The organism is Eubacterium sp. SB2, assembly GCF_001244405.1.
GTDB classification, from domain to species: Bacteria; Bacillota; Clostridia; order Lachnospirales; family Lachnospiraceae; genus Faecalicatena; species Faecalicatena contortus_B.
The window spans coordinates 759,251-782,403 of record NZ_LN865153.1 but is presented as its reverse complement, the minus strand read 5'-3'; the positions used below and the strand labels follow the sequence as shown (position 1 = coordinate 782,403).

The 23,153-nt window shown below is 49.6% G+C and carries 21 protein-coding genes; all 21 read left to right on the top strand.

Annotated elements, in window-relative coordinates; genetic code table 11:
* The first annotated feature begins 43 nt into the window (after positions 1 to 43).
* The 21 genes from BN1938_RS15855 to BN1938_RS15755 all read left to right on the top strand — a co-directional run bounded on the left by BN1938_RS15855 (position 44) and on the right by BN1938_RS15755 (position 22,984).
* The gene (locus BN1938_RS15855) at positions 44 to 1,021 is read left to right on the top strand and encodes a Gfo/Idh/MocA family protein (protein WP_050641525.1); all 978 of its coding nucleotides are present in this window, start codon (positions 44 to 46) and stop codon (positions 1,019 to 1,021) included.
* A gap of 67 nt (positions 1,022 to 1,088) precedes the next feature.
* Complete coding sequence (locus BN1938_RS15850; protein WP_050641524.1) at positions 1,089 to 1,367, top strand: type II toxin-antitoxin system Phd/YefM family antitoxin; 279 nt, start codon at positions 1,089 to 1,091, stop codon at positions 1,365 to 1,367.
* Between the two features lies 1 nt (position 1,368).
* Positions 1,369 to 1,686, top strand: coding sequence for a type II toxin-antitoxin system RelE/ParE family toxin (locus BN1938_RS15845; protein WP_050641523.1), 318 nt, complete (start codon positions 1,369 to 1,371; stop codon positions 1,684 to 1,686).
* A gap of 133 nt (positions 1,687 to 1,819) precedes the next feature.
* On the top strand, positions 1,820 to 4,417 hold the full coding sequence (gene clpB, locus BN1938_RS15840; RefSeq protein ID WP_050641522.1) for an ATP-dependent chaperone ClpB: 2,598 nt from the start codon (positions 1,820 to 1,822) through the stop codon (positions 4,415 to 4,417).
* Positions 4,414 to 5,706, top strand: a complete 1,293-nt coding sequence (locus BN1938_RS15835; protein WP_050641521.1) for a DNA polymerase Y family protein — start codon at positions 4,414 to 4,416, stop codon at positions 5,704 to 5,706. The genes clpB and BN1938_RS15835 overlap by 4 nt, the downstream gene beginning before the upstream one ends.
* On the top strand, positions 5,703 to 6,716 hold the full coding sequence (locus tag BN1938_RS15830; RefSeq protein WP_050641520.1) for an acyltransferase: 1,014 nt from the start codon (positions 5,703 to 5,705) through the stop codon (positions 6,714 to 6,716). The genes BN1938_RS15835 and BN1938_RS15830 overlap by 4 nt, the downstream gene beginning before the upstream one ends.
* Before the next feature lie 140 nt (positions 6,717 to 6,856).
* Entirely contained in the window at positions 6,857 to 8,317 is a 1,461-nt protein-coding gene (locus tag BN1938_RS15825; protein ID WP_050641519.1) for a UDP-N-acetylmuramoyl-L-alanyl-D-glutamate--2,6-diaminopimelate ligase, read from the top strand.
* 13 nt (positions 8,318 to 8,330) lie between these two features.
* Entirely contained in the window at positions 8,331 to 10,556 is a 2,226-nt protein-coding gene (priA, locus tag BN1938_RS15820; protein WP_050641518.1) for a replication restart helicase PriA, read from the top strand.
* Between the two features lie 63 nt (positions 10,557 to 10,619).
* Positions 10,620 to 11,096 (top strand): peptide deformylase, encoded by a 477-nt coding sequence (gene def / locus BN1938_RS15815; protein ID WP_025655082.1) that lies wholly within the window; start codon positions 10,620 to 10,622, stop codon positions 11,094 to 11,096.
* A gap of 1 nt (position 11,097) precedes the next feature.
* On the top strand, positions 11,098 to 12,048 hold the full coding sequence (gene fmt, locus BN1938_RS15810; protein ID WP_050641517.1) for a methionyl-tRNA formyltransferase: 951 nt from the start codon (positions 11,098 to 11,100) through the stop codon (positions 12,046 to 12,048).
* A gap of 46 nt (positions 12,049 to 12,094) precedes the next feature.
* On the top strand, positions 12,095 to 12,793 hold the full coding sequence (locus BN1938_RS15805) for a zinc metallopeptidase (RefSeq protein WP_050641516.1): 699 nt from the start codon (positions 12,095 to 12,097) through the stop codon (positions 12,791 to 12,793).
* A gap of 57 nt (positions 12,794 to 12,850) precedes the next feature.
* On the top strand, positions 12,851 to 14,206 hold the full coding sequence (rsmB, locus tag BN1938_RS15800) for a 16S rRNA (cytosine(967)-C(5))-methyltransferase RsmB (protein ID WP_050641515.1): 1,356 nt from the start codon (positions 12,851 to 12,853) through the stop codon (positions 14,204 to 14,206).
* 3 nt (positions 14,207 to 14,209) lie between these two features.
* Positions 14,210 to 15,250, top strand: coding sequence for a dual-specificity RNA methyltransferase RlmN (gene rlmN / locus BN1938_RS15795; RefSeq protein WP_050641514.1), 1,041 nt, complete (start codon positions 14,210 to 14,212; stop codon positions 15,248 to 15,250).
* A 12-nt stretch (positions 15,251 to 15,262) separates the two neighbouring features.
* Entirely contained in the window at positions 15,263 to 16,006 is a 744-nt protein-coding gene (locus BN1938_RS15790; RefSeq protein ID WP_025655087.1) for a Stp1/IreP family PP2C-type Ser/Thr phosphatase, read from the top strand.
* Positions 16,000 to 18,114: a Stk1 family PASTA domain-containing Ser/Thr kinase gene (pknB, locus tag BN1938_RS15785; RefSeq protein WP_050641513.1), complete on the top strand. Its 2,115-nt coding sequence runs from the start codon at positions 16,000 to 16,002 to the stop codon at positions 18,112 to 18,114. Before BN1938_RS15790 ends, pknB begins: the two co-directional genes overlap by 7 nt.
* Positions 18,115 to 18,117: 3 nt before the next feature.
* On the top strand, positions 18,118 to 18,996 hold the full coding sequence (rsgA, locus tag BN1938_RS15780) for a ribosome small subunit-dependent GTPase A (RefSeq protein WP_050641512.1): 879 nt from the start codon (positions 18,118 to 18,120) through the stop codon (positions 18,994 to 18,996).
* 3 nt (positions 18,997 to 18,999) lie between these two features.
* A complete protein-coding gene (gene rpe, locus BN1938_RS15775; RefSeq protein WP_050641511.1) occupies positions 19,000 to 19,662 on the top strand; it encodes a ribulose-phosphate 3-epimerase in 663 nt (220 codons plus the stop codon).
* Positions 19,655 to 20,308: a thiamine diphosphokinase gene (locus BN1938_RS15770; RefSeq protein WP_050641510.1), complete on the top strand. Its 654-nt coding sequence runs from the start codon at positions 19,655 to 19,657 to the stop codon at positions 20,306 to 20,308. The genes rpe and BN1938_RS15770 overlap by 8 nt, the downstream gene beginning before the upstream one ends.
* Positions 20,309 to 20,417: 109 nt before the next feature.
* Positions 20,418 to 21,515 carry a redox-regulated ATPase YchF gene (gene ychF / locus BN1938_RS15765; protein ID WP_050641509.1) on the top strand — a complete coding sequence of 366 codons (1,098 nt, stop codon included), beginning with the start codon at positions 20,418 to 20,420 and terminating at the stop codon, positions 21,513 to 21,515.
* Positions 21,516 to 21,560: 45 nt separating this feature from the next.
* On the top strand, positions 21,561 to 22,508 hold the full coding sequence (lgt, locus tag BN1938_RS15760; protein WP_050641508.1) for a prolipoprotein diacylglyceryl transferase: 948 nt from the start codon (positions 21,561 to 21,563) through the stop codon (positions 22,506 to 22,508).
* A gap of 158 nt (positions 22,509 to 22,666) precedes the next feature.
* Positions 22,667 to 22,984, top strand: coding sequence for a hypothetical protein (locus BN1938_RS15755; protein ID WP_148487231.1), 318 nt, complete (start codon positions 22,667 to 22,669; stop codon positions 22,982 to 22,984).
* The last annotated feature ends 169 nt before the right edge of the window (positions 22,985 to 23,153 follow it).

Sequence of the window (23,153 nt, the reverse complement as noted above, 5' to 3'; positions counted from 1 at the left end):
GTGAAAACAAGTAGCGGACGGTAAAGAGAAAGGGGATTTGCGGATGAAAAGATATAATTGGGCGGTATTGGGATGCGGCGATATCGCAGGCCAGATGGCAGAGGCTATGAAAAGCCTGGGTAGGACATTTTACGGGGCCGCAAACCGTACACAGGAAAAAGCAGTGGAATTTGCAGAGAAATATGGAGTTCAGAAAGTATATGGCCGGATCGATGAGATATTTGAGGATGATCAGGTAGATATTATCTATATTGCCACCCCTCATAACACACACAGCCAGTATATGCAAAAGGCGCTCCGTGCAGGAAAACACGTACTCTGTGAGAAATCAATTACCCTGAACTCAAAGGAGCTGGAAGAGGCGGTGAAACTGGCTGAGGATCATCATGTTGTCCTGGCGGAAGCGATGACAATATACCACATGCCGGTGTACAAGCGGCTCAATGAGATCATTGCATCCGGCCGGTTGGGAAGCTTGAGGCTGATTCAAATGAATTTTGGCTGTTATAAGGAATACGATATGAATAACCGTTTCTTTAACCCTGGCCTTGCAGGCGGAGCAATGCTGGATATTGGTGTCTATGCACTATCTTTTGTCAGGTGGTTTATGTCATCCAGACCGGAGGAGATTGTATCACAGGTGAAATTTGCACCAACCGGCGTGGACGAACAGGCCAGCATACTGCTGAAAAACAAGGAAGAGGAGATGGCTGCCGTTATTTTATCTATGCATGCCAGACAGCCCAAGCGGGGAATGGCGGCATTCGACAAAGGATATATTGAAATATATGAGTATCCCCGCGGTGTGGAAGCGGTCATTAATTATACAGAAGACGGGGCGACGGAAGTTGTCAGGGACGGTGAGAAGGAAAATGCTCTTGTCTATGAGGTGGAGGATATGGAGGCGGCTGTTTCCGGTGAAATAAATGTCATGCATTTAGATTATACAAAGGATGTTATGGAAATGATGACTGCCGTGCGGAATGAATGGGGAATGAAGTATCCGCAAACATTACTATAAGAAGTTAATTGAAAACATAGTCGTTTCGCGATATAATATGACTATAAAATTAACGGGAGGTATGCTTATGTTTTCAATACAGGAATCTATTCGTCCATCTGCAGATTTAAGAAATCATTACAGCGAAATATCCAAACAATGCAGGGAAAATAATGAGGCAGTTATTATTACAGTGAACGGCCGGGGAGATACTGTTTCTCTTTCCTATGAGGAATACAAAAGGATGAAATCCAGGATAGAACTTCTGGAAATTTTGTCGGAAGCGGAAGATGACGTGAAAAATGGAATGATTGAACCAATTGAAAATACTTTCCAGGATCTGAGACAGTTATTGAAGGAGAAATGATATGAAGTATACAGTTGTCCGCACAGATGTGGCAGATGAACAGATCCGTAAGATCATCCTTCATATCAATGATAATTTTGGACCGGAGGTTGCATTACAGAAACTGGATGAGCTGGAAGAAAGTATTCTGGGTTTGGGGGATACTCCGGATATTGGAATGATTCCCAGATATCATATTCTGAGACGACAAGGATATAGGGTATTGATTTTAGAGAAAAATCTTGTATTTTATAAAGTGGATAATGAGAGAAAAAGAGTGATTGTCTATGCGGTAGTGGATCAAAGACAGGATTATTTGAATATTATCAGAGGATTATAAAGGAATATAGCACGGTCTTGTGTTGTAAATAGAACTATTTTTAGCACTCGACTCTTGACAGTGCTAATAATTGGTGGTATTGTTATATTTGTAGTAGAACAACAAGCTCTAAACCGACAAAGGAGGTCTTTCTATGAATATAAATAAATTTACCCAGAATTCTCTTCAGGCAGTCCAGAACTGCGAAAAAATTGCCTACGATTACGGCAATCAGGAGATCGCGCAGGAGCACCTGCTTTATGCGCTGGTAACGCAGAATGACAGTTTGATATTAAAATTACTTGAAAAAATGAATATACAGGGCGCCCTCTTTATAAATCGTGTGGAGGAAGCCCTGGCTAAACGTCCGAAGGTACAGGGCGGCCAGGTTTTTGTAGGGCAGGATCTGAATAACGTCCTGATCCATGCGGAGGATGAGGCGAAGCAGATGGGCGACGAGTACGTGTCCGTGGAGCATCTCTTCCTGGCTCTGTTAAAGTATGCCAGCCGGGAACTGAAAACACTGTACAAGGAGTTCGGCATCAGCCGGAACAACTTTTTACAGGCGCTGTCCACCGTGCGGGGGAACCAGAAGGTGACCAGCGACAATCCGGAGGCGACCTACGATACGTTGAATAAGTACGGCCAGGATCTGGTAGAGCGTGCCAGGGACCAGAAGCTGGATCCGGTCATCGGCCGTGACGAGGAGATCCGTAACGTAGTCCGGATTCTTTCCCGCAAGACAAAGAATAATCCGGTTCTCATCGGCGAGCCTGGTGTCGGTAAGACGGCCGTAGTAGAAGGGCTGGCGCAGCGTATCGTCAGGGGGGACGTACCGGAAGGGCTGAAGAATAAGACCATCTTCTCTCTAGATATGGGCGCCCTGGTTGCGGGGGCAAAATACAGAGGAGAATTTGAAGAGCGTCTGAAAGCGGTTCTGGAGGAAGTGAAGAACAGCGACGGACAGATCATTCTCTTTATCGATGAGCTGCACACAATTGTAGGTGCAGGCAAAACCGACGGCGCTATGGATGCAGGCAACATGCTGAAGCCAATGCTGGCACGGGGGGAACTGCACTGTATCGGCGCCACCACTCTGGATGAATACCGCCAGTACATCGAAAAAGATGCCGCGCTGGAACGCCGTTTCCAGCCGGTTATGGTAGAAGAGCCGACGGTGGAGGATGCAATCTCCATTCTGAGGGGCTTAAAGGAACGGTATGAAGTCTTCCACGGCGTAAAGATTACAGACAGCGCCCTGGTAGCGGCTGCGATGCTGTCCAACCGCTATATCTCCGACAGGTTCCTGCCCGACAAGGCGATTGACCTGGTGGATGAAGCGTGCGCGCTGATTAAGACGGAGCTGGACTCCATGCCCACAGAGCTGGACGAACTGCGCCGCCGTATTATGCAGCTGGAGATCGAGGAAGAGGCGTTGAAGAAAGAGGAAGACCGCCTGAGCAAAGAGCGTCTGGAACACCTGCAGGAAGAGCTGGCCGGTTTGAACGAAGAGTATGCGGGCAAGAAAGCACAGTGGGATAATGAGAAGGCTTCCGTAGAAAGAGTCCAGAAGATCCGCGAAGAGATCGAGCAGGTGAACAAGGATATCCAGAAGGCGCAGCGGGAGTATGACCTGAACCGGGCAGCGGAACTGCAGTACGGGCGGCTGCCGCAGCTGCAGAAACAGCTGGAAGAGGAGGAAGATAAGGTCAGGGAGAAAGAGCTGTCGTTGGTACACGAGGCCGTCACTGACGAGGAGATCGCCAAGATCATTTCCAGATGGACGGGAATCCCGGTGGCCAAGCTGAATGAGAGCGAGAGAAGCAAGACGCTCCATCTGGGCGATGAGCTGCACAGGCGCGTCATCGGACAGGATGAGGGCGTAGAACTGGTGACAGAGGCAATTATCCGCTCCAAAGCGGGGATTAAGGATCCGTCAAAACCGATCGGCTCATTCCTGTTCCTCGGGCCTACCGGAGTCGGCAAAACGGAGCTTGCCAAAGCGCTGGCAGAGAGCCTGTTTGATGATGAGAATAACATGGTGCGTATCGATATGAGCGAGTATATGGAGAAGTTTTCTGTATCCAGGCTGATCGGGGCTCCTCCGGGATATGTGGGATACGACGAGGGCGGCCAGCTGACGGAAGCTGTCAGAAGGAAACCATATTCCGTTGTCTTATTTGATGAGATTGAGAAAGCCCACCCGGATGTGTTCAATGTGCTTCTTCAGGTGCTGGATGATGGGCGTATCACGGATTCCCAGGGGCGGACCGTGGACTTTAAGAATACGATTCTGATCATGACCTCCAACCTGGGAGCCAATTATCTGCTGGAGGGAATCGGGGAAGACGGAACCATAGACGCGGCGAGCCAGGAGATGGTAATGAACGAACTGCGCGCACGGTTCAGACCGGAATTTCTGAACCGTCTGGATGAAATCATTATGTTCAAGCCATTGACGAAAAACAATATTTATGCCATCATTGACTTATTAACAGCAGATGTCAACAAGAGGCTTGCCGATAAAGAACTTTCGATTGAAGTGACAGATGAGGCCAGAAATTACATCGTTGAGGGCGGATATGACCCGATGTACGGTGCAAGGCCGCTGAAGCGATATCTGCAGAAGAATGTAGAGACACTGGCGGCAAAATTGATACTGGCGGGAAATGTAGGAAGAGGAGACGCCATCTTAATCGATGTTGCCGGCGGAAAATTAGAAGCACGTGTGAAAGGACAGCTGGTTTCATGACACCCATCATTTTCCATATCGATGTCAATTCCGCATATCTGAGCTGGACGGCGGTAGAACAACTGAAACATGGTGCAAAGCAGGACATGCGGCTTGTGCCGGCCATCATAGGCGGTGACCAGAAGGCGCGCCGGGGCGTGGTGCTGGCCAAGTCCATTCCTGCAAAAAAATACGGCATTCGTACGGGGGAACCTGTTGCGAATGCCTTTCGTAAGTGTCCGAATCTGGTGATGGCGCCGCCTGACCATAAGATGTACAGAGAAAAAAGTGCGCGGCTGATGGAGTACCTGAAGGCATTTACAACAGAGATCGAGCAGGTCAGTGTGGATGAGTGCTATGTGGATTTTACGGGGATTGCATGGAAATATCCGTCTCCCATAGATGCAGCGCTGGTGATCAAGGACGGAATAAAAGAAAAGTTTGGGTTTACCGTCAATGTTGGGATTTCCTCCAACAAACTGCTTGCGAAGATGGCATCTGATTTTGAGAAGCCGGACAAGGTGCATACCCTGTTTCCCGAAGAGATCCGGATAAAAATGTGGCCCCTTCCCATCGGGGAGCTTTATATGGCGGGGCGCTCCAGCGTTGAAACATTGAAAAAGCTGGAAATATACACCATTGGGGACCTGGCGCAGGCGGACCCGGAATTGATCAGCCTCCATATGAAAAGCCATGGGCGGATGCTGTGGGAGTTTGCCAATGGAATCGATGATTCCCGTGTTCAGTCGGAACAGGCGGAGGCAAAAGGGATCGGTAATTCCACAACGCTGCCGGAGAATGCCGAGACAGCGGAGGAAGCGAAGGCAGTTCTGCACGAACTGGCGGAAAGTGTGGGGAGGCGCCTTAGAAAAGCCGGCCAGAAGGCCAATATGGTCAGTATGGAGATCAAATACCATGACTTTCAGCGTATTTCCCATCAGAAGCAGCTGGACAAGCCTTCCAATGAAGACGCGGTATTGTATGAGGCTGCCTGCAGGCTGTTTGACGAGACATGGGACGGAGAACCGATCCGTCTTCTCGGAATTCGAACGGCAAAGCTTGTTGTTGCGTCCGAACCGGTGCAGCTTTCCATCTTTGACATTGAGATGCCAAAGCCTCCGGATGAAAAGCACCGAAAGCTGAATCAGGCCATGGAGGAGATACGGGCGAAATACGGTAAAGATGCAGTGGTGAAGGCGAGCCTGATGAAAAAGGGCGCCGCACAGAAAAAGGGAACACAAAAAGACAGAAACAGCGCCGGAGGCGGGGAGAACGGCGGCAGGAAGAAGGATACAGGAAGTAAAATATGAAGAAAAAGAACTACAACATGGAACTGATCAGAACCGTCTCATTTGTGATGGTTATTATCATACACGTTACCAATTATTTTTGCAGGGCATACACGGAAATAGGCAGGGGAGAATATCTGTTTTCCCTGCTCTTGGATACTGCATCCAGGGTCAGTGTGCCCTGCTTTTTCATGCTCAGCGGAGCCTTGCTGCTGGGACGGTCGGAAAGTCTGCGCAAAAACGGGGAACGCCTGCTGCGTTTTTTTATCGTACTGGTATTTTGGAGCATTGTTTATTATTTCTTTAATATATATTATATGGGGACGCCTTATGATCTGCGGGATCTGCTTTATATTCCCACGGAGCCGCATCTGTGGTATCTGTATGCGATGATTCCCATATACCTGGTGCTGCCCTTTTTCCAGATCATGTGCAGGGGGATGAATACCAGGATGGATATGGCATTTTTACTGATGGGCAGCCTGGCGGCAGTATTTATGTACTTTTCTTCACTTCTGCATGAGGAGCCGTATTATGATCTGCCGATCATCGGGGACAGGGTGTATGCGTTTTATTTCTTCCTTGGATATTTTATCCACAAATACCGGGAAAAACTAAAGGGCAGGGGACCGCTGCTCCTCGGGGTATTTCTGGGAAGTACGGCATTGAATCTGGCGCTGACCGTCTGGAAGTCGTCCGCTCAAGGGGAGCACTATGAGCGGTTTCTGGAATATGGATGTCCGCTGGTGATCACGGCAGGAGTAGCTTTCTTTGCGTTTATGATCCTGCTTGGCGGCGGAAATATCAGGCTGAAGGAGAGGACAAAAAGAGCGGTTGATGCCTGGTGCGCCAGCTCTTTTGGAATCTATCTGATCCATATACTATTTCTGGATACTTATAAAAAATATGTGGATCCGGAGCAGATCAGTGCGTGGATTGCCGTGCCCGGACTGACGGCAGGCATATTGATCCTTTCCTTTGTCTGTAGTCACTTCATACGAAAATTGCCGTTTGGCCAGTATATTTCATAAAGAATTCACAGGAGAATTTTGCAACCGGAGGCTGTTTGTGTTATTCTATGGTAGGTAAGTTTTTTTAAGGACATCGTAAAGTCCCGTCCGGGAGGCGGGCGTCAATTGGACAGACGATGTACCAGTCAGGAGGAGTATAAATGAAACTGAATCAGTTATTAGAACGTTTAGAATACGAAGTCGTACAGGGAAGCGATGAGGTGGAGATAACCACATTCATCAATGATTCCAGAAAAGTAGAAGAGGGGTCCGCATTTGTCTGCATCAGCGGAGCTGTTGTAGACGGACATGATTTTATCGGGGAAGTGGCCGGCAAAGGGGCGGCAGCCGTGATTGTGGAACGTAAGGCGGATGCGCCGGAGGGAATGACCGTGATCCGGGTGAAGGATACCCGCTATGCGCTGGCGCTGATGTCGGCCGCTTATTTTGGTTATCCGGCGGATAAGATGAAGATTATCGGAATTACCGGGACAAAGGGAAAGACCACAACCACTTATTTGATCAAGTCCATTTTGGAAAGGGTTGGCCATAAAGTGGGGCTGATCGGAACCATAGAGGCGATTATAGGGGAGGAGAAGATCCCGGCCGCGAACACGACTCCGGAATCCTATACGATCCATCAGTACTTTGCAAAAATGGTGGAAGCAGGCTGCGACTGCGTTGTGATGGAGGTGTCTTCCCAGGGCCTGATGCTGCACAGGACCGCGGGGATCGACTTTGAAATCGGCATTTTCACCAATCTGGGCAGAGACCATATCGGGCCCAATGAGCATAAGGACTTTGAGGATTATAAGAGATGCAAAGGGCTTTTGTTCCAGCAGTGCAGGCTGGGGATAGCCAACGTGGACGACGAGTATTTTGCAGATGTCTTTTCTAAGGCAACGTGCAGAGTAGAGACCTTTGGATTTTCCGAAAAAGCGGATCTGCGCGCAGAAGACACGCATCTTGTGTCCAGGCCGGGGTACCTGGGAGTCGCCTACCATGCGGCAGGACTTATGGATTTTGATGTGGAGATCGACATTCCGGGCAAGTTCAGTGTTTACAATTCACTGACTGCCATTGCGGTGTGCAGGCATTTCCAGGTGCCCGGGGAGCAGATTCAAAAGGCGCTGAAGGAAGCCAATGTAAAGGGGCGCATTGAGATGATCCCGGTGTCGGATGAGTTTACGCTGATGATCGACTATGCCCACAACGCCATGAGCCTGGAAAGCCTTCTCACAACGCTGAAGGAATATGAGCCGGCGCGGCTTGTCTGCCTGTTCGGCTGCGGAGGCAACCGTTCCAGGGACCGCCGTTATGAGATGGGGGAAGTGTCCGGAAGGCTGGCGGATCTCTCCATTATCACTTCCGACAATCCGAGATTTGAGGAACCCCAGGCGATTATAGATGATATTAAAACGGGGATACAAAGGACTGACGGGAAATATGTGGAGATCTGTGACAGAAAAGAGGCAATCAAATATGCGATTGAGCATGGACAGCGTGGCGATGTGATTGTGCTGGCGGGCAAGGGCCATGAGGATTATCAGGAAATCAAAGGTGTAAAGTATCCCATGGATGAGCGCGTGCTGATCCGGGAAATTCTGGAAGAATTAAAGTAGGTGAATACATTTCATGTATGCGAATATTATCGTAGACATTACACATGAAAAACTGGATAAGATATTCCAATACAGAGTCCCCTCCCGTCTGGAAGGGGAACTTTCTGTTGGAATGGAAGTACGGGTGCCGTTTGGCCGGGGGAACCGGGAGACGAAGGGGTACGTCATCGGCCTGACAACGCGCTGCGATTACGAGGAATCTAAAGTAAAAGAGCTTCTGAATATCTCTAGGAGCGGCGTAGCAATAGAAGGAAAGCTTGTGGCACTGGCTGCCTGGATGAAGGAACAGTACGGAGGAACCATGATCCAGTCTTTAAAGACCGTGCTGCCCATCAAGCAGAAGGAAAATGCCAGGGTGAAGAAGCGGGTCCGCCTTCTTTTGAATGAAGAGGACGGCAGGAAGAAGCTGGAGTACTATCTCGAAAAGAATCAGCGGGCAAGGGCAAGGCTGATGGCCGCCCTTCTGGATGACCAGGTGCTGGATTATGAACTGGTGTCCCGGAAACTGAATATCACTCTTGCTGTTGTACGGGCATTGGAGGAGCAGGGAGTTCTTACGCTGGAGACAGAGCAGGTATACCGCAATCCGGTGAAAGGGAAAAGAGAAGAGTGCAGTATCACTTTTACCGAAGAACAGCGGCATGCGGTGGATGTATTCTGGAAAGACTTTGAACAGGAGAAATACGGCACATACCTGTTATATGGGGTGACGGGCAGCGGAAAGACGGAAGTGTATATCGAAATGATACGCAGGGCGGCGGCCCGCGGGAAACAGGCCATCGTGCTGATCCCGGAGATTGCGCTGACCTATCAGACGGTGATGCGGTTTTACCGGAATTTTGGAGACCGGGTGTCGATTATGAATTCCAGGCTCTCGGCGGGAGAGCGCTATGACCAGATGATGCGGGCAAAAGAAGGCGGCATTGATGTGATGATCGGTCCCCGCTCCGCACTGTTTACCCCGTTTCCAAATCTGGGGCTGATCGTGATAGACGAAGAACATGAAACTACGTATAAAAGCGAGCAGGTGCCCCGGTATCATGCGAGGGAGACTGCGATAGAGAGGGCGGCGATGGAGGGAGCCAGTGTGGTCCTGGGATCGGCAACCCCGTCCCTGGAGGCGATGTACCGTGCAAAACGCGGGGAGTACTGCCTGCTGGAGATGCCGAACCGGTCCGGGATGCAGGACATGGCGGAGGTCTCCACCGTGGATCTGCGGGAAGAGATCAAAGAGGGCAACCGTTCGATTCTGAGCAGAAAGCTGCAGGATATGATCGCGGACCGTCTGGAGAAGCGGGAGCAGATCATGCTGTTTCTGAACCGCCGGGGATACGCAGGATTTGTCTCGTGCAGGGAATGCGGACATGTAATCAAATGCCCGCACTGCGATGTGTCTCTTTCGTCCCACCGCAACGGGAAGCTGGTTTGCCACTATTGCGGGTACGAGGAACGAAAAGCGTCTGTCTGCCCTGAATGCGGCTCCCGCCATATCGGGGAATTCCGGGCGGGGACACAACAGATCGAGGAACTGGTAAAAAACCAGTTTCCGGAGGCGAGAGTGCTCCGGATGGATATGGATACCACGCGGCAGAAGGACGGGCATGAAAAGATCCTGGCGGCATTTGCCAATGAAGAGGCCGATATTCTGGTGGGAACCCAGATGATCGTAAAGGGGCATGATTTTCCGAATGTGACGCTGGTGGGTGTGCTGGCTGCGGATATGTCCCTGTATGCGGATGATTACCGGGCGGGGGAGAGGACCTTCCAGCTTCTGACCCAGGCCGTGGGAAGGGCTGGCCGCGGAAAGAAGAAAGGCGAGGCCGTGATTCAGACCTACAGCCCGGAACACTATGGAATTGTGACAGCGGCGGCACAGGATTACGAGGCGTTTTATGCGGAGGAGATCCGCTACCGGGAGCTGATGGGATATCCGCCGGCGGAGAGCCTGCTGGCAGTGCTGGTGAGCTGTGGGGACGAACCGCTTCTGGAAAAGGGATGCGGATATCTCAAGGAGTATGCGCTGCGCATCAATAAAGGCAGGAGCATGGAGATCATCGGTCCGGCGAGCCCGGGGATTGGAAAAATCAACGATGTGTATCGTAAAGTTCTCTATCTCAAATCAGAAAGATATGATACACTGGTAAAGATGAAAAACTATCTGGAACAATACATTGAGGTGAATCCGGGATTTCAGAAAATGAGGATCCAGTTCGATTTTAATCCGATGAATGTATTTTGAGTTTTAGAGGTTCAGAGAATAGAGAAAAGAAAAAAGAAGAAGAATAGAAACAGGGAGGATATTATGGCAATCAGAGATGTAAGAGTGATTGGGGACGAAATTTTAACAAAGAAATGCAAAGAAGTAACAAAAATGACTCTGCGTACAAAAATGCTTATCGGGGATATGTTTGATACGATGTATGAAAAGAATGGAGTGGGACTTGCTGCCTCCCAGGTCGGAGTGCTTAAGAATATTGTAACCATCGATGTAGGGGAAGGACCGATCGTGCTGATCAATCCGGAGATACTGGAGACTTCCGGCGAGCAGACCGGTGAAGAGGGCTGTCTGAGTGTTCCCGGAAAATGGGGGATTGTGACCAGGCCGGACTATGTGAAAGTACGGGCTTTGAATGAAGATATGGAAGAGTTTGAGATGGAGGGCGAGGGCCTTCTGGCGAGGGCTTTCTGCCATGAAATCGCGCATTTGTCAGGGGAACTGTATGTAGATAAAGTAGAAGACGGGCTTCATGATGTGACATATGAGGAGGAAGAAGAGTAAGATGAGAGTGATATTTATGGGGACTCCTGATTTTGCTGTCGGTACTCTGGAGTCGCTTGTCCAGGCAGGACATGATGTCTGCCTGGCCGTGACCCAGCCTGACAAGCCGAGAGGCAGAGGCAAAGAAATGCAGTTTACGCCGGTAAAAGAAGCTGCAGAAAAGTACGGGATACCGGTGTATCAGCCGGTAAAGGTCCGGCGGCCGGAATGTGTGGCAGAACTGCGGGGATACAAGGCGGATGTCATTGTGGTCGTGGCTTTCGGACAGATCCTTCCGAAGGAGATATTGGACATGACGCCCTACGGCTGTATTAATGTCCACGCGTCTTTGCTTCCGAAGTACAGAGGTGCGGCGCCGATCCAGTGGTCCATTCTCTGCGGGGAAGAGGTGACGGGCGTCACGACGATGCAGATGGATGAGGGGTTGGATACGGGGGACATGATCCTGAAAACAGAGGTGCCGATTACGGAGGAAGAAACAGGGGAAAGCCTGCACGACAAACTGGCTGCGGCCGGTGCAGCGCTCTGCGTGGAGACACTGGAGGCGCTGGAGGACGGTACCGCAGTTTTCGAGCATCAGGGTGAGAGTCCGACTCCTTATGCAAAGATGCTGGATAAGAAGATGGGAAATATTGACTGGGGCCAGCCGGCCGTCCGGATCGAGAGACTGGTACGGGGGCTGAATTCCTGGCCAAGCGCCTATACGCACTGGGGAGAAAAAGTGCTGAAGATCTGGAAGGCGAAAGCGGAACCGCAGAAAGCGAAGGGCGCCGCTGCTTCACCCGGAACAGTTCTGGAAGTGGGAAAAGACTCTTTCACAGTGCTGACGGGCGAGGGAATTCTGCGGATCAGCGAGCTGCAGATTCCCGGTAAAAAACGAATGGAGGCAAGTGCATTTCTGAGGGGATATACACTGGAAACCGGCACCGTATTTAACTGCGGTTCAGAGTGACCGAACCCATTCTGGCGGGTGCCGCATTCGAATTGGAGGGAGTAACATGTATTTTTTTGGCTATGATCCAACTTATATATTAGTGATTATCGGGGCTGTTATTTGTATTCTGGCATCCAGCCGGGTGAACCGGGTATTCAATAAATATGCTCAAGTGCGCAGCCATTCGGGGATGACGGGAAGAGAAGCGGCGGAGAAGATCTTAAGGGCAAATGGAATATACGATGTGACCGTGCAGCATATATCGGGGAATCTGACAGACCATTATGACCCGCGCAATAAGGTACTGAGACTGTCGGATGCGACGTATCAGTCGGCTTCGGTGGCCGCCATAGGCGTAGCTGCACATGAGTGCGGCCATGCAATACAGCACAATGTAGGATATACGCCGCTGAAGATCAGAGGGGCGCTGGTGCCGGTAGCTAATTTCGGTTCCATGGCTGCGTGGCCGCTGATTATCATTGGGCTTTTTATCAATGGACGGACCTCTCTGCTGTTGATCAATCTGGGGATTCTGCTGTTCTCTGCGGCAGTACTGTTCCAGCTTGTGACGCTGCCCGTAGAGTTTAATGCATCCAGAAGAGCAGTGAAGGTTCTGGAGAATACCGGAATGCTTTATCCGGAAGAAGTAAGCGCAACAAAAGAAGTACTGGGGGCAGCGGCCCTGACGTATGTAGCCAGCGCCGCATCCATGATCCTGCAGCTTCTCAGGCTGCTTTTGATCAGCGGGCGCAGGCGCGACTAACAGGTTACTGTTTACAGGTCTGCCTTTGAACAATAACCACTGACAGGAGGAAATGAGATGGCAAAGCCGTTGAGTGACAGAGAGATTGTGCTGGGGCTTTTGATGGATATTACGGAGCATGATGTGTACAGCCATATTGCGCTGGGGAATGTGCTGAGTAAATATCAGTATCTGGATAAGAAGGAACGTGCATTCATTACGAGGGTGACGGAGGGGACTCTGGAGCACCTGATCGAACTGGACTATATCCTCAGCCAGTTCTCAAAAGTAAAGGTGAAAAAGATGAAGCCGGTCATCCGCAATATACTGCGGAGCGCGGTATACCAGCTGAAATATATGGACAGTGTTCCGGATTCTGCCGTGTGCAATGAAGCGGTTAAGCTGGCGGTGAAAAAGGGCTTTGGTCCGCTTAAGGGCTTTGTGAACGGCGTGCTTCGCAGTGCTGCACGCGGGATCAACGCGGTCGAATATCCGAGCGGCCCCGTGGAAGCCCTGTCTGTACGGTATTCTATGCCGGAGTGGATTCTGAAGATGTGGCTGGAGGAATACGGCAGGGAGACTGTGGAGATGATGCTTGCAGATTTTCAGAAGGAGAAGCCGTTGACAATCCGCTGTAATATCAGCCGGTGTCAGCCGGCGGAACTGGAGGCCAGGCTGGAAAAAGAAGGGGTGCGGGCAGCGGGACATCCGTACCTGCCATACGCCTGCCGCATTACCGGATATGACTATCTGGGCGATCTGGAAAGTTTCCGGGAGGGACTGTTCGCGGTACAGGATGTCAGCTCCATGCTGGTCGGTGAGATTGCAGATCCAAAGCCGGGCGATTATATTATCGATGTTTGTGCCGCTCCGGGCGGCAAGTCCATTCATCTTGCGGACCGTCTGGCAGGAACCGGACATGTGGAGGCAAGGGATCTGACGGAATATAAGACAGCACTGATCCGGGAGAACATAGACAGGATGGGGATGAAGAATATTACCGCGGTGCAGATGGACGCTTCTGTGCAGGACGCCTCATCTGTGTCTAAGGCTGATATTGTGATCGCGGATCTGCCCTGTTCCGGCCTTGGCGTGCTGGGGAAAAAGACGGATTTAAAATACAGGGTTACTGAAAAACAGCTGGAGGATCTTGTGCGGCTCCAGCGCAGTATACTGGATGTGGTGTGCGGCTATGTAAAGCCGGGAGGGGTGCTCATTTACAGCACATGTACGATTAACCGGGCGGAAAACCAGGAAAATGTGGAGTGGTTTTTAGCGGAACATCCGGATTTTGCCCCTGAGCAGCTGAAGGAGAGCCTCTGCGCACAACTTCAGGGCGCTGTAGGAGAGGATAGCTGTCTGCAGCTCCTGCCGGGCGTGCACGACAGCGATGGATTTTTTATTGCCAGATTGAGAAAGAAAGGTTCAGCGTAAATAATGAAGAAGGATATCCGTGCATATACATATGAAGAATTACAGGAGGAAATGGCGGCTCTTGGGGAAAAGAAGTTTCGGGCAAAGCAGTTGTATGAATGGCTCCATGTCAAGCTGGCCGGCAGCTTTGACGAGATGACGAATCTCTCGAGAGAACTCCGGGAAAGACTGAATGAGGCATATACGATACTTCCTGTTGAGATGCTCGAACGCCAGGAATCGAATCTGGATGGGACGAACAAATTTCTCTTTATGCTTCACGACCAGAATGTGGTGGAAAGCGTACTCATGAGATACAAGCACGGGAATTCTGTCTGTATCTCTTCCCAGGTGGGATGCCGCATGGGCTGCAGGTTCTGTGCCTCCACGATCGGTGGTTTGGTAAGGAATCTTTCAGCTTCGGAGATGCTGGGGCAGGTCTATGCGATACAGAGAATTACAGGGGAGCGGGTGTCCAATGTGGTCATCATGGGCACCGGGGAACCGCTGGACAATTATGAAAATTTTCTTCGGTTTATCAGGCTTCTGACGGATGAACACGGACTTCATATCAGCCAGAGGAATGTGACGGTTTCCACATGCGGGATTGTACCCAAGATGCGGGAGCTTGCAGAGGAAGATCTGCAGATCACGCTGGCTCTTTCCCTGCATGGAACGACACAGGAGAAGAGAAAAGAACTTATGCCGGTTGCAAACAAATACGGACTTCAGGACGTGCTGCATGCATGCGATGAATATTTTGAAAAAACAGGCAGAAGGATTACCTTCGAATACAGCCTGGTGCACGGCGTGAACGATACGGATGAAGATGCCGCAGAACTGGTCCGGATCTTAAAGCCGAGAAACTGCCATCTGAATCTGATCCCGGTGAACCCGGTCAGGGAACGCTCATTTGTGAGGCCAAGCAGGAAAAATGCCCTGAATTTCAAAAATAAACTTGAAAAAAGTGGAATAAATGTTACTATAAGAAGGGAAATGGGTGCAGATATCGATGGCGCCTGCGGGCAGCTCAGACGACGTTATGTGCAGACAAACAAAGAATAAAGGAGATATGCTATGAAGACATTTTCCATTACCGACGTTGGTATGGTACGACAAGTGAATCAAGATTATGTCTATACGACAGATAATCCGTTAGGACCTCTCCCCAACCTGTTTGTAGTTGCCGACGGCATGGGCGGACACCAGGCCGGCGATTATGCTTCAAAATATACGGTGGAAGTTCTGCAGAGAGAACTGAAGCAGAGCGACCAGGAAGACATTGAAAAGGCGCTTGTCTCCGCAATTAAGACCGCGAACCGGGAGATTATAAAAAAGGCCTCCCAGGACTCCCATCTGAAGGGGATGGGAACCACGGTGGTCGTTGCGACGATCGTGAATCAGATGATGTATTTTGCGAATGTGGGGGACAGCAGGCTGTATCTGATCAATCAGGGCATTATTCAGCTGACCAAGGATCATTCACTGGTTGAGGAGATGGTGCGTCTCGGCGGTATCAAGCCGGAGGAGGCAAAGCACCATCCGGATAAGAATATCATTACAAGGGCCATTGGCGCCAAGGACAGCGTGGAGGTAGACTTTTATGAGCACCGTCTGAAAAAGGGAGACATCATTTTGATGTGTACAGACGGACTCAGCAATATGGTGGAAGATGAAGAATTATTCCACATCGTACAGGGGGGCAGGGACATTGTAGAATCGGCAGAGTCTCTGGTAGAAACAGCAAAAGAAAACGGCGGTACGGACAATATAGGGATTGTTCTGGTAGATCCGTTTGCGGATGAGGTGAGTATATGTTAAAAGAAGGAGTATTTTTAGGGAAACGTTATGAAATATTGAGCCGTATTGGCTCAGGTGGAATGGCGGATGTTTATAAGGGGAAAGACCATAAGCTGAATCGCTATGTGGCAATTAAGGTATTAAAGAGTGATTTTCGCACAGATGAGATTTTTATCCAGAAGTTTTTAAGCGAGGCGCAGGCTGCAGCAGGCCTGATGCATCCCAATGTGGTAAATGTCTACGATGTGGGGCAGGACCGCGGCCTGTACTACATGGTCATGGAACTGGTCGAGGGAATCACGTTAAAGGAATATATCGAAAAAAAGGGAAGACTCACCGCGAAAGAGACGATCAGCATTTCTATACAGATGGTGACAGGTATTCAGGCTGCCCATAATCAGCATATTGTCCACCGGGATATCAAACCTCAGAACATCATTATTTCCAAAGAAGGAAAAGTAAAAGTAACGGATTTTGGGATTGCGCGGGCAACCACGGCCACCAATACCATCAGCACCAATGTTATGGGCTCCGTACATTACACCTCGCCTGAACAGGCAAGAGGCGGCATTGTAGATGAAAAAAGTGATATTTATTCGGCCGGCATCACCATGTATGAGATGATCACCGGCCATGTGCCGTTTGACGGGGATTCTACCGTATCCGTTGCAATCAAGCATCTGCAGGAGGAGATCGTATCGCCTGCGGAGGAAGTGCCGGATATTCCGTACAGTCTGGAATGTATTATCATGAAGTGTACGCAGAAGAATCCGGAACGGAGATATCTGAACTGCCAGTCGCTGATACTGGATCTGAAGCGGTCTCTTGTCAGCCCGGAAGGGAATTTCGTCAATATGTCTCCTTACGCATCCGGATCAGACACTACGGTTGTGATGTCCACGGAGGAGATGGAACGGATACAGGACCGTGACTACGGCGATGACGATGATTATGATGACGACTATGACGATGACGGTTATGACGATTACGACGACGATGATTACGACTACGATAGTGATGAGTATGACAGTGATGATGAGGAAGACTACAGGAGGGACAGCAGGAAGAAGAATGATGTAGATCCGAATACGCGGAAGATCATGAAGATATTGATGATCGTGGCGGCGGTCATTATCGCGTTTATCCTGCTTTTTATGATCGGAAAGGCGGCCGGGCTCTTCAAGGGCGGTTCTGGTTTCAAGACGACGCAGACGGAGAGCAAGGTGACGGTGCCCGATCTGGTTGGCATGACGGAAGAGGAGGCGAAGGAAGCCCTCTCCAAGAAAAATCTGGGCTATCACGTATCCGGGCGTGAGACATCCGATAAGTATGATAGTGGTGTGATTATCCGGCAGGAGACAGATGCCAAGACGAAAGTAGATAAGAATACACAGATTAATGTGGTGGTCAGCAGCGGCAAAGAAGAAAAGACCGTGATGGTTCCGAATGTTGTAGGAATGAGTGAGGACGAGGCACAGAAGATGCTGGACGACGCCAAACTGGTGGTGGATTCCACAGCGGTTTATGATGGCAGTGTAGAGGAAGGGAAGGTTATATCTACGGATCCGGCACCCGGTGTTGAGGTAAAAGAAGGCACCAAGGTAACAATGACTGTCAGCATGGGCGCTGAGAAGGCGACGGTCCCGAATCTGGTTGACCTGAGCCAGGAAGATGCAGAGGCGGCACTGGCTGCTGCGGGGCTTGTGGGAAGTGCTTCTGAGGAGTATAGTGATAAGTATGACGCCGGGATTGTCATGTCGCAGAAGACGAAGGCTGATAAGAAAGTGGATGCGGGGACAACGGTTGAGTATGTTGTCAGTAAAGGGCCGAAGGTGGAGATGGTGACGGTGCCCAATTTAAGTAAAATGAATAAAGATCAAGCTATGCAGGCTTTACATGATGCTGGTCTTGAAGGCAATGCTACTGAAGATTATAGCTTTGTAACCGCAGGTTTAGTTGCATCTCAATCTGTATCTCCGGGTAGTTTGCTTGAAAAAGGAGAGACGGTCGATTTTGTAATCAGCCTGGGGCAAAGTCAGCCGGATGATCCTGAGAGTCCAAGTAACGGTAACGGAAACGGAAATGGAACAGGGGACGGAACAAGCGGCAGTGATCAAGAAGGTTATTAGTTTATGCAGGGAAAGATAATAAAGGGAATTGCCGGATTCTACTACGTACACGTAGTAGAATCCGGTATTTATGAGTGTAAAGCAAAAGGTGTATTCAGAAAAGAAAAGGTAAAGCCCCTGGTAGGGGATGACGTTGAGATCGAGATTTTGGACGAGGCGGAGAAGACCGGCAATATTGTCCAGATTCTGCCCAGAATGAATGAATTGATCCGTCCCGCAGTGGCGAATATTGACCAGGCGCTGGTCGTGTTTGCGGTGACAGAGCCAAAGCCTCATTTCAACCTGCTGGACAGGTTCCTTGTCATGATGGAAAGCAAGGAGATTCCGGTAGTGCTTTGTTTTAATAAGAAGGACATAGCCTCACAGCCGGAACTCAAAGAACTGCAGGAGATCTACAGCGCCTGCGGATACCGGGTTATATTTACCAGTGCTTTAAACGAGGAGAATGTCGGGACTGTAAAGGAAGTGCTTCAGGGTAAGACGACCGTGATTGCGGGACCATCCGGGGTGGGAAAGTCCTCTCTGATCAATCTGCTCCAAACGGAGATCCGGATGGAGACGGGAAGTATCAGCAAAAAGATTGCAAGAGGAAAGCACACGACCAGACATTCCGAGTTAATTACGATAGACGGGAATTCCTATATTATGGATACGCCTGGTTTCAGTTCTCTGTATGTCAATGATTTTGAAAAAGGGGAGCTTAAGCACTATATCAGAGAATTTGCCCCCTATGAAGGAAAGTGCCGGTTTAACGGATGCGACCACGTGCACGAGCCGGGGTGTGCCGTAAAAGCGGCCGTGGAACATGGAGAGATTCATACCGTCCGGTATGAGGATTATCTGGAAATGTATCAGGAATTACAGGAGAAGAAGAGGTATTAGCTTATGAAAAATATTTTGGCGCCATCTATTTTGTCAGCAGATTTTAAGGTTTTAGGAGAACAGATACGGATTACGTCGGACAATGGTGCAAAGTACCTGCATTTCGATGTTATGGACGGCATGTTCGTTCCCAGTATTTCTTTTGGAATGCCCGTCCTGAAGTCGATCCAGGGCGTAAGCCCCCAGGTGATGGATGTGCATTTGATGGTAACAGATCCGGGGCGTTATGTGGAGGCTTTTCAGGAGGCAGGAGCAGATATTCTGACAGTTCATCTGGAAGCATGCGAGGATGTGCAGGCCGTGCTGGACAAGATCCACGCCTGCGGTATGAAGGCCGGGGTGACGATTAAGCCGGCTACACCGGTGGAGGCACTGGTGCCGTTTCTGGATCAGGCGGACATGTTTTTGATTATGAGTGTGGAGCCTGGTTTTGGCGGACAGGCATTTATTCCGGAATCACTGGACAAGATCAGAAGCCTGCGTTCTGTGCTGAACGAACGTGGACTGAATACAGACATCGAAGTAGACGGCGGGATATATCAAAGCAATGTGAAAGAGGTCCTGGATGCAGGCGCGAATGTAATCGTGGCGGGTTCCGCAGTATTTAAGGGAACAATTGCGGATAATGTGACAGGACTGATGGAGATTTTAAAAGAAAATGAGTAAACGAACAGTAATTGTCAGCGGCGGACTATTGGAGGAAGAATTCGCCGTTGATATTTTAAAGGATGAAGAGACTGAATTTATTATTGGTGTGGACAGAGGACTCCTCTTCCTTTACGAGCATAACATCCTCCCCGATTATATTGTAGGAGATTTCGACAGTGCGCCTGAAGAGGTCATTGCGTACTATAAAGAAGAGACAAAGGTTCCGATCCGGGAATTTAATCCTGTGAAGGATGCATCGGATACAGAGATCGCTCTGCGTCTGTGTCTGGATCTGCACAGGCAGAATATCCTGATATTGGGGGCAACCGGCACCAGGCTGGACCATGTGTGGGCGAATGTGCAGACGCTGAAGGTGGCCCTGGACGCGGGGGCAGACGCCAGGATCGTGGACAGGCATAACCAGATAAGGCTTCTGAAAGAGGAGCTGGTTCTGAAAAAGGAAGAGGCATATGGTCCATATTTTTCCGTATTTCCTTTGGGCGGTGAAGTGGAGGACTTTAATATAACCGGAGCAAAGTATCCTCTGAGCCATCATATGCTGACGCCTTTTGACAGTTTGTGTGTCAGCAATGAAATAGAGGGGGATGAGGTGAGAATCTCGTTTCCTTACGGGACGGTTGTCTTGATGGAGACACGGGACTGACGCTGTATTGGGGAGAAGAACAGGTATATGCAGAGGGTCTGTCGTTACTCATAAAGAAGTCTGTGGCAGGCCGCAGAATAAAGATTAAGATACAGAGAGGATTTAACTTATGAAATTAGGAATTGTTGGATTACCGAATGTTGGGAAAAGCACATTGTTTAACTCATTGACAAAGGCGGGGGCGGAGTCAGCGAATTACCCGTTCTGCACGATTGATCCGAATGTTGGCGTTGTAACAGTGCCGGACAAGCGTCTTGACGTGCTGGGAGAGATGTATCACACAAAAAAGATCGTTCCCGCGGCCATCGAATTTGTAGATATAGCGGGCCTTGTAAAGGGAGCATCCAAGGGGGAAGGCCTGGGAAATCAGTTTTTAGCAAACATTCGTGAGGTTGACGCGATTGTGCATGTGGTGAGATGTTTTGAGGACGGCAATATCGTACATGTGGATGGCAGTATTGATCCACTGCGGGATATAGAGACGATCAATCTGGAACTGATCTTCTCCGATCTCGAGATCCTGGAGAGAAGAATTGCAAAAACCACAAAGGTTGCAAGAAATGATAAAGCAGCGGCAAAAGAACTCGGTCTTCTGGAGCGGATTAAAGAGCACCTGGAAGAGAATAAAATGGCAAAAAGCTTCGGCACAGACGATGAAGACGAGCAGGGCTGGCTGGAGAGCTATAACCTACTGACCCGCAAGCCGGTTATCTTTGCGGCAAATGTAACCGAGGACGACCTGGAAGATGACGGCGCCTCCAACGCTGGCGTGCAGGCAGTGCGTGAGTACGCAGAACGCGAAGAGTGCGAGGTATTCGTGGTCTGTGCCCAGATCGAGCAGGAAATAGCGGAGCTGGATGACGAAGAGAAAAAAATGTTTTTGGAAGATTTAGGATTAGAAGAGTCAGGACTGGAAAAACTGATAAAAGCCAGTTACCATCTTCTGGGCCTGATCAGCTATCTGACGGCCGGTGAGCCGGAGGTTCGCGCATGGACAATCAAGCGAGGCACAAAAGCGCCGCAGGCTGCCGGAAAGATCCACACCGATTTTGAGCGAGGATTTATCCGTGCGGAAATCGTAAGCTATGACGACCTGATGGCTTGCGGGACACATGCTGCGGCCAAAGAGAAAGGGCTTGTCAGACTGGAAGGAAAAGAATACGTAGTACAGGACGGAGACATTATTTTGTTTCGGTTTAATGTATAGGGGTCAGACCCCTCTGAACAATCCTACAGGAAGGGAGCATAGGACATGCATTATAATATAAATTTCCCGCATTTGGGAATTCATCTGGAACACGTAGGGAAATCGATTACTGTTTTCGGATTTGAGATTGCTTTTTACGGGATCATCATTGGATGTGCAATTTTGATTGGTTTTTTGATTGCAACATCTGAGGCGAAGCGGACGAGGCAGAATCCGGAGGATTATCTGGATATGGGGATCATCGGCGTTGTCTGCGGCATTGCAGGTGCAAGGCTGTACTATGTTATATTCTCCTGGGATATGTATAAGGATAATCTTCTCGATATCCTGAACCTCCGTGAAGGAGGACTGGGGATCTATGGCGGCGTGATCGCGGCGGTGATTACGGTAATCATCTGTGCGAGGGTCAAACACCTGAACGCGCCCCAGATATTTGATACGGTGGCATTAGCGATTCTGAACGGACAGATGCTGGGACGCTGGGGGAATTTTTTCAACCGGGAGGCGTTTGGAGAATATACAGACAGCCTCTTTGCTATGCAGCTGCCTTTGGACGCGGTGCGGAACAGCGATGTGACGGAGAAGATGAGGGCCAATATGCAGGTGGTGGATGGCGTCAGCTATATCCAGGTTCATCCCACATTTCTGTACGAGTCGGTCTGGTGCCTGATTTTGTTTATTCTTTTGTTTCTTTACAGAAAGCATAAGAAGTACGAAGGGGAACTGTTCCTGCTGTATTTATTTGGATATGGGCTGGGAAGAGTGTGGATCGAAGGTCTGAGGACAGACCAGCTGTTAATTCCTGGGATTGGGTTCCCGGTTTCACAGCTGCTGGCCGGGCTGATTGTTGTTGTAACCGGCGGCCTTCTGATTTATCTATGGCGGAATCATAAGCGGATGCCTTTTCTGAGGAGCGGGAGAAAATATGAACCGCTGCCGGATAAGCCTGTGGGGAAGAAACGGCCGAGGGCGAAAGACAGGCTGTTTAAATAGGGGGGCGCTCCATGAAGGGATAGACGAAAGCCTCCCGGAGAACATTCATGTCCTTTCAAAAACGCGGCCGCGGGCCTAAGAAATTCTAGGCGGGAAACAGCCCTGAAAATGGAGCTGGAGCATCCAATCGGTAGGTAAAGATTCCTAATCATGAATTGATGGAAAAATTCCAGAGAGTGCTGTCGCGTGACAGTATGGGGGAAGTGAAGCAGATTGTAGATGGATCGAAAGAGATGTTGGATGCAACGCTTTCATGTAACGGAATGAAAGTAGCTGCAATGCTGGAAAAGATCCATGACCGAGAAATCCCGTTTCTAGAATATAATGATGAGAATGCAATTTGTCAGATAAAACAAAAGAACTACATGCAGAAAGTAAAAGAAAGCGGTGAGATTTTGCAGGTTGGGATCAGCTATGGTAAAGATGTGAAATGTAAGCACAGACAGTGGGTAAAAACATGTAAAAGTCCCGAATGACGGTTGTTGTTTGGGGCTTTTTTGCTGCTATAAATAAAAAACGTATTTCTAAGGATTCATCAGTATAAATATAAAGTCGATATTAGTGTTTTGAAGGAAGGAGGTACGGCATCCCACCGGATTTCCATATATTTCTCTCCGTAAAAAATTATTACGGGACGAAAGTGTT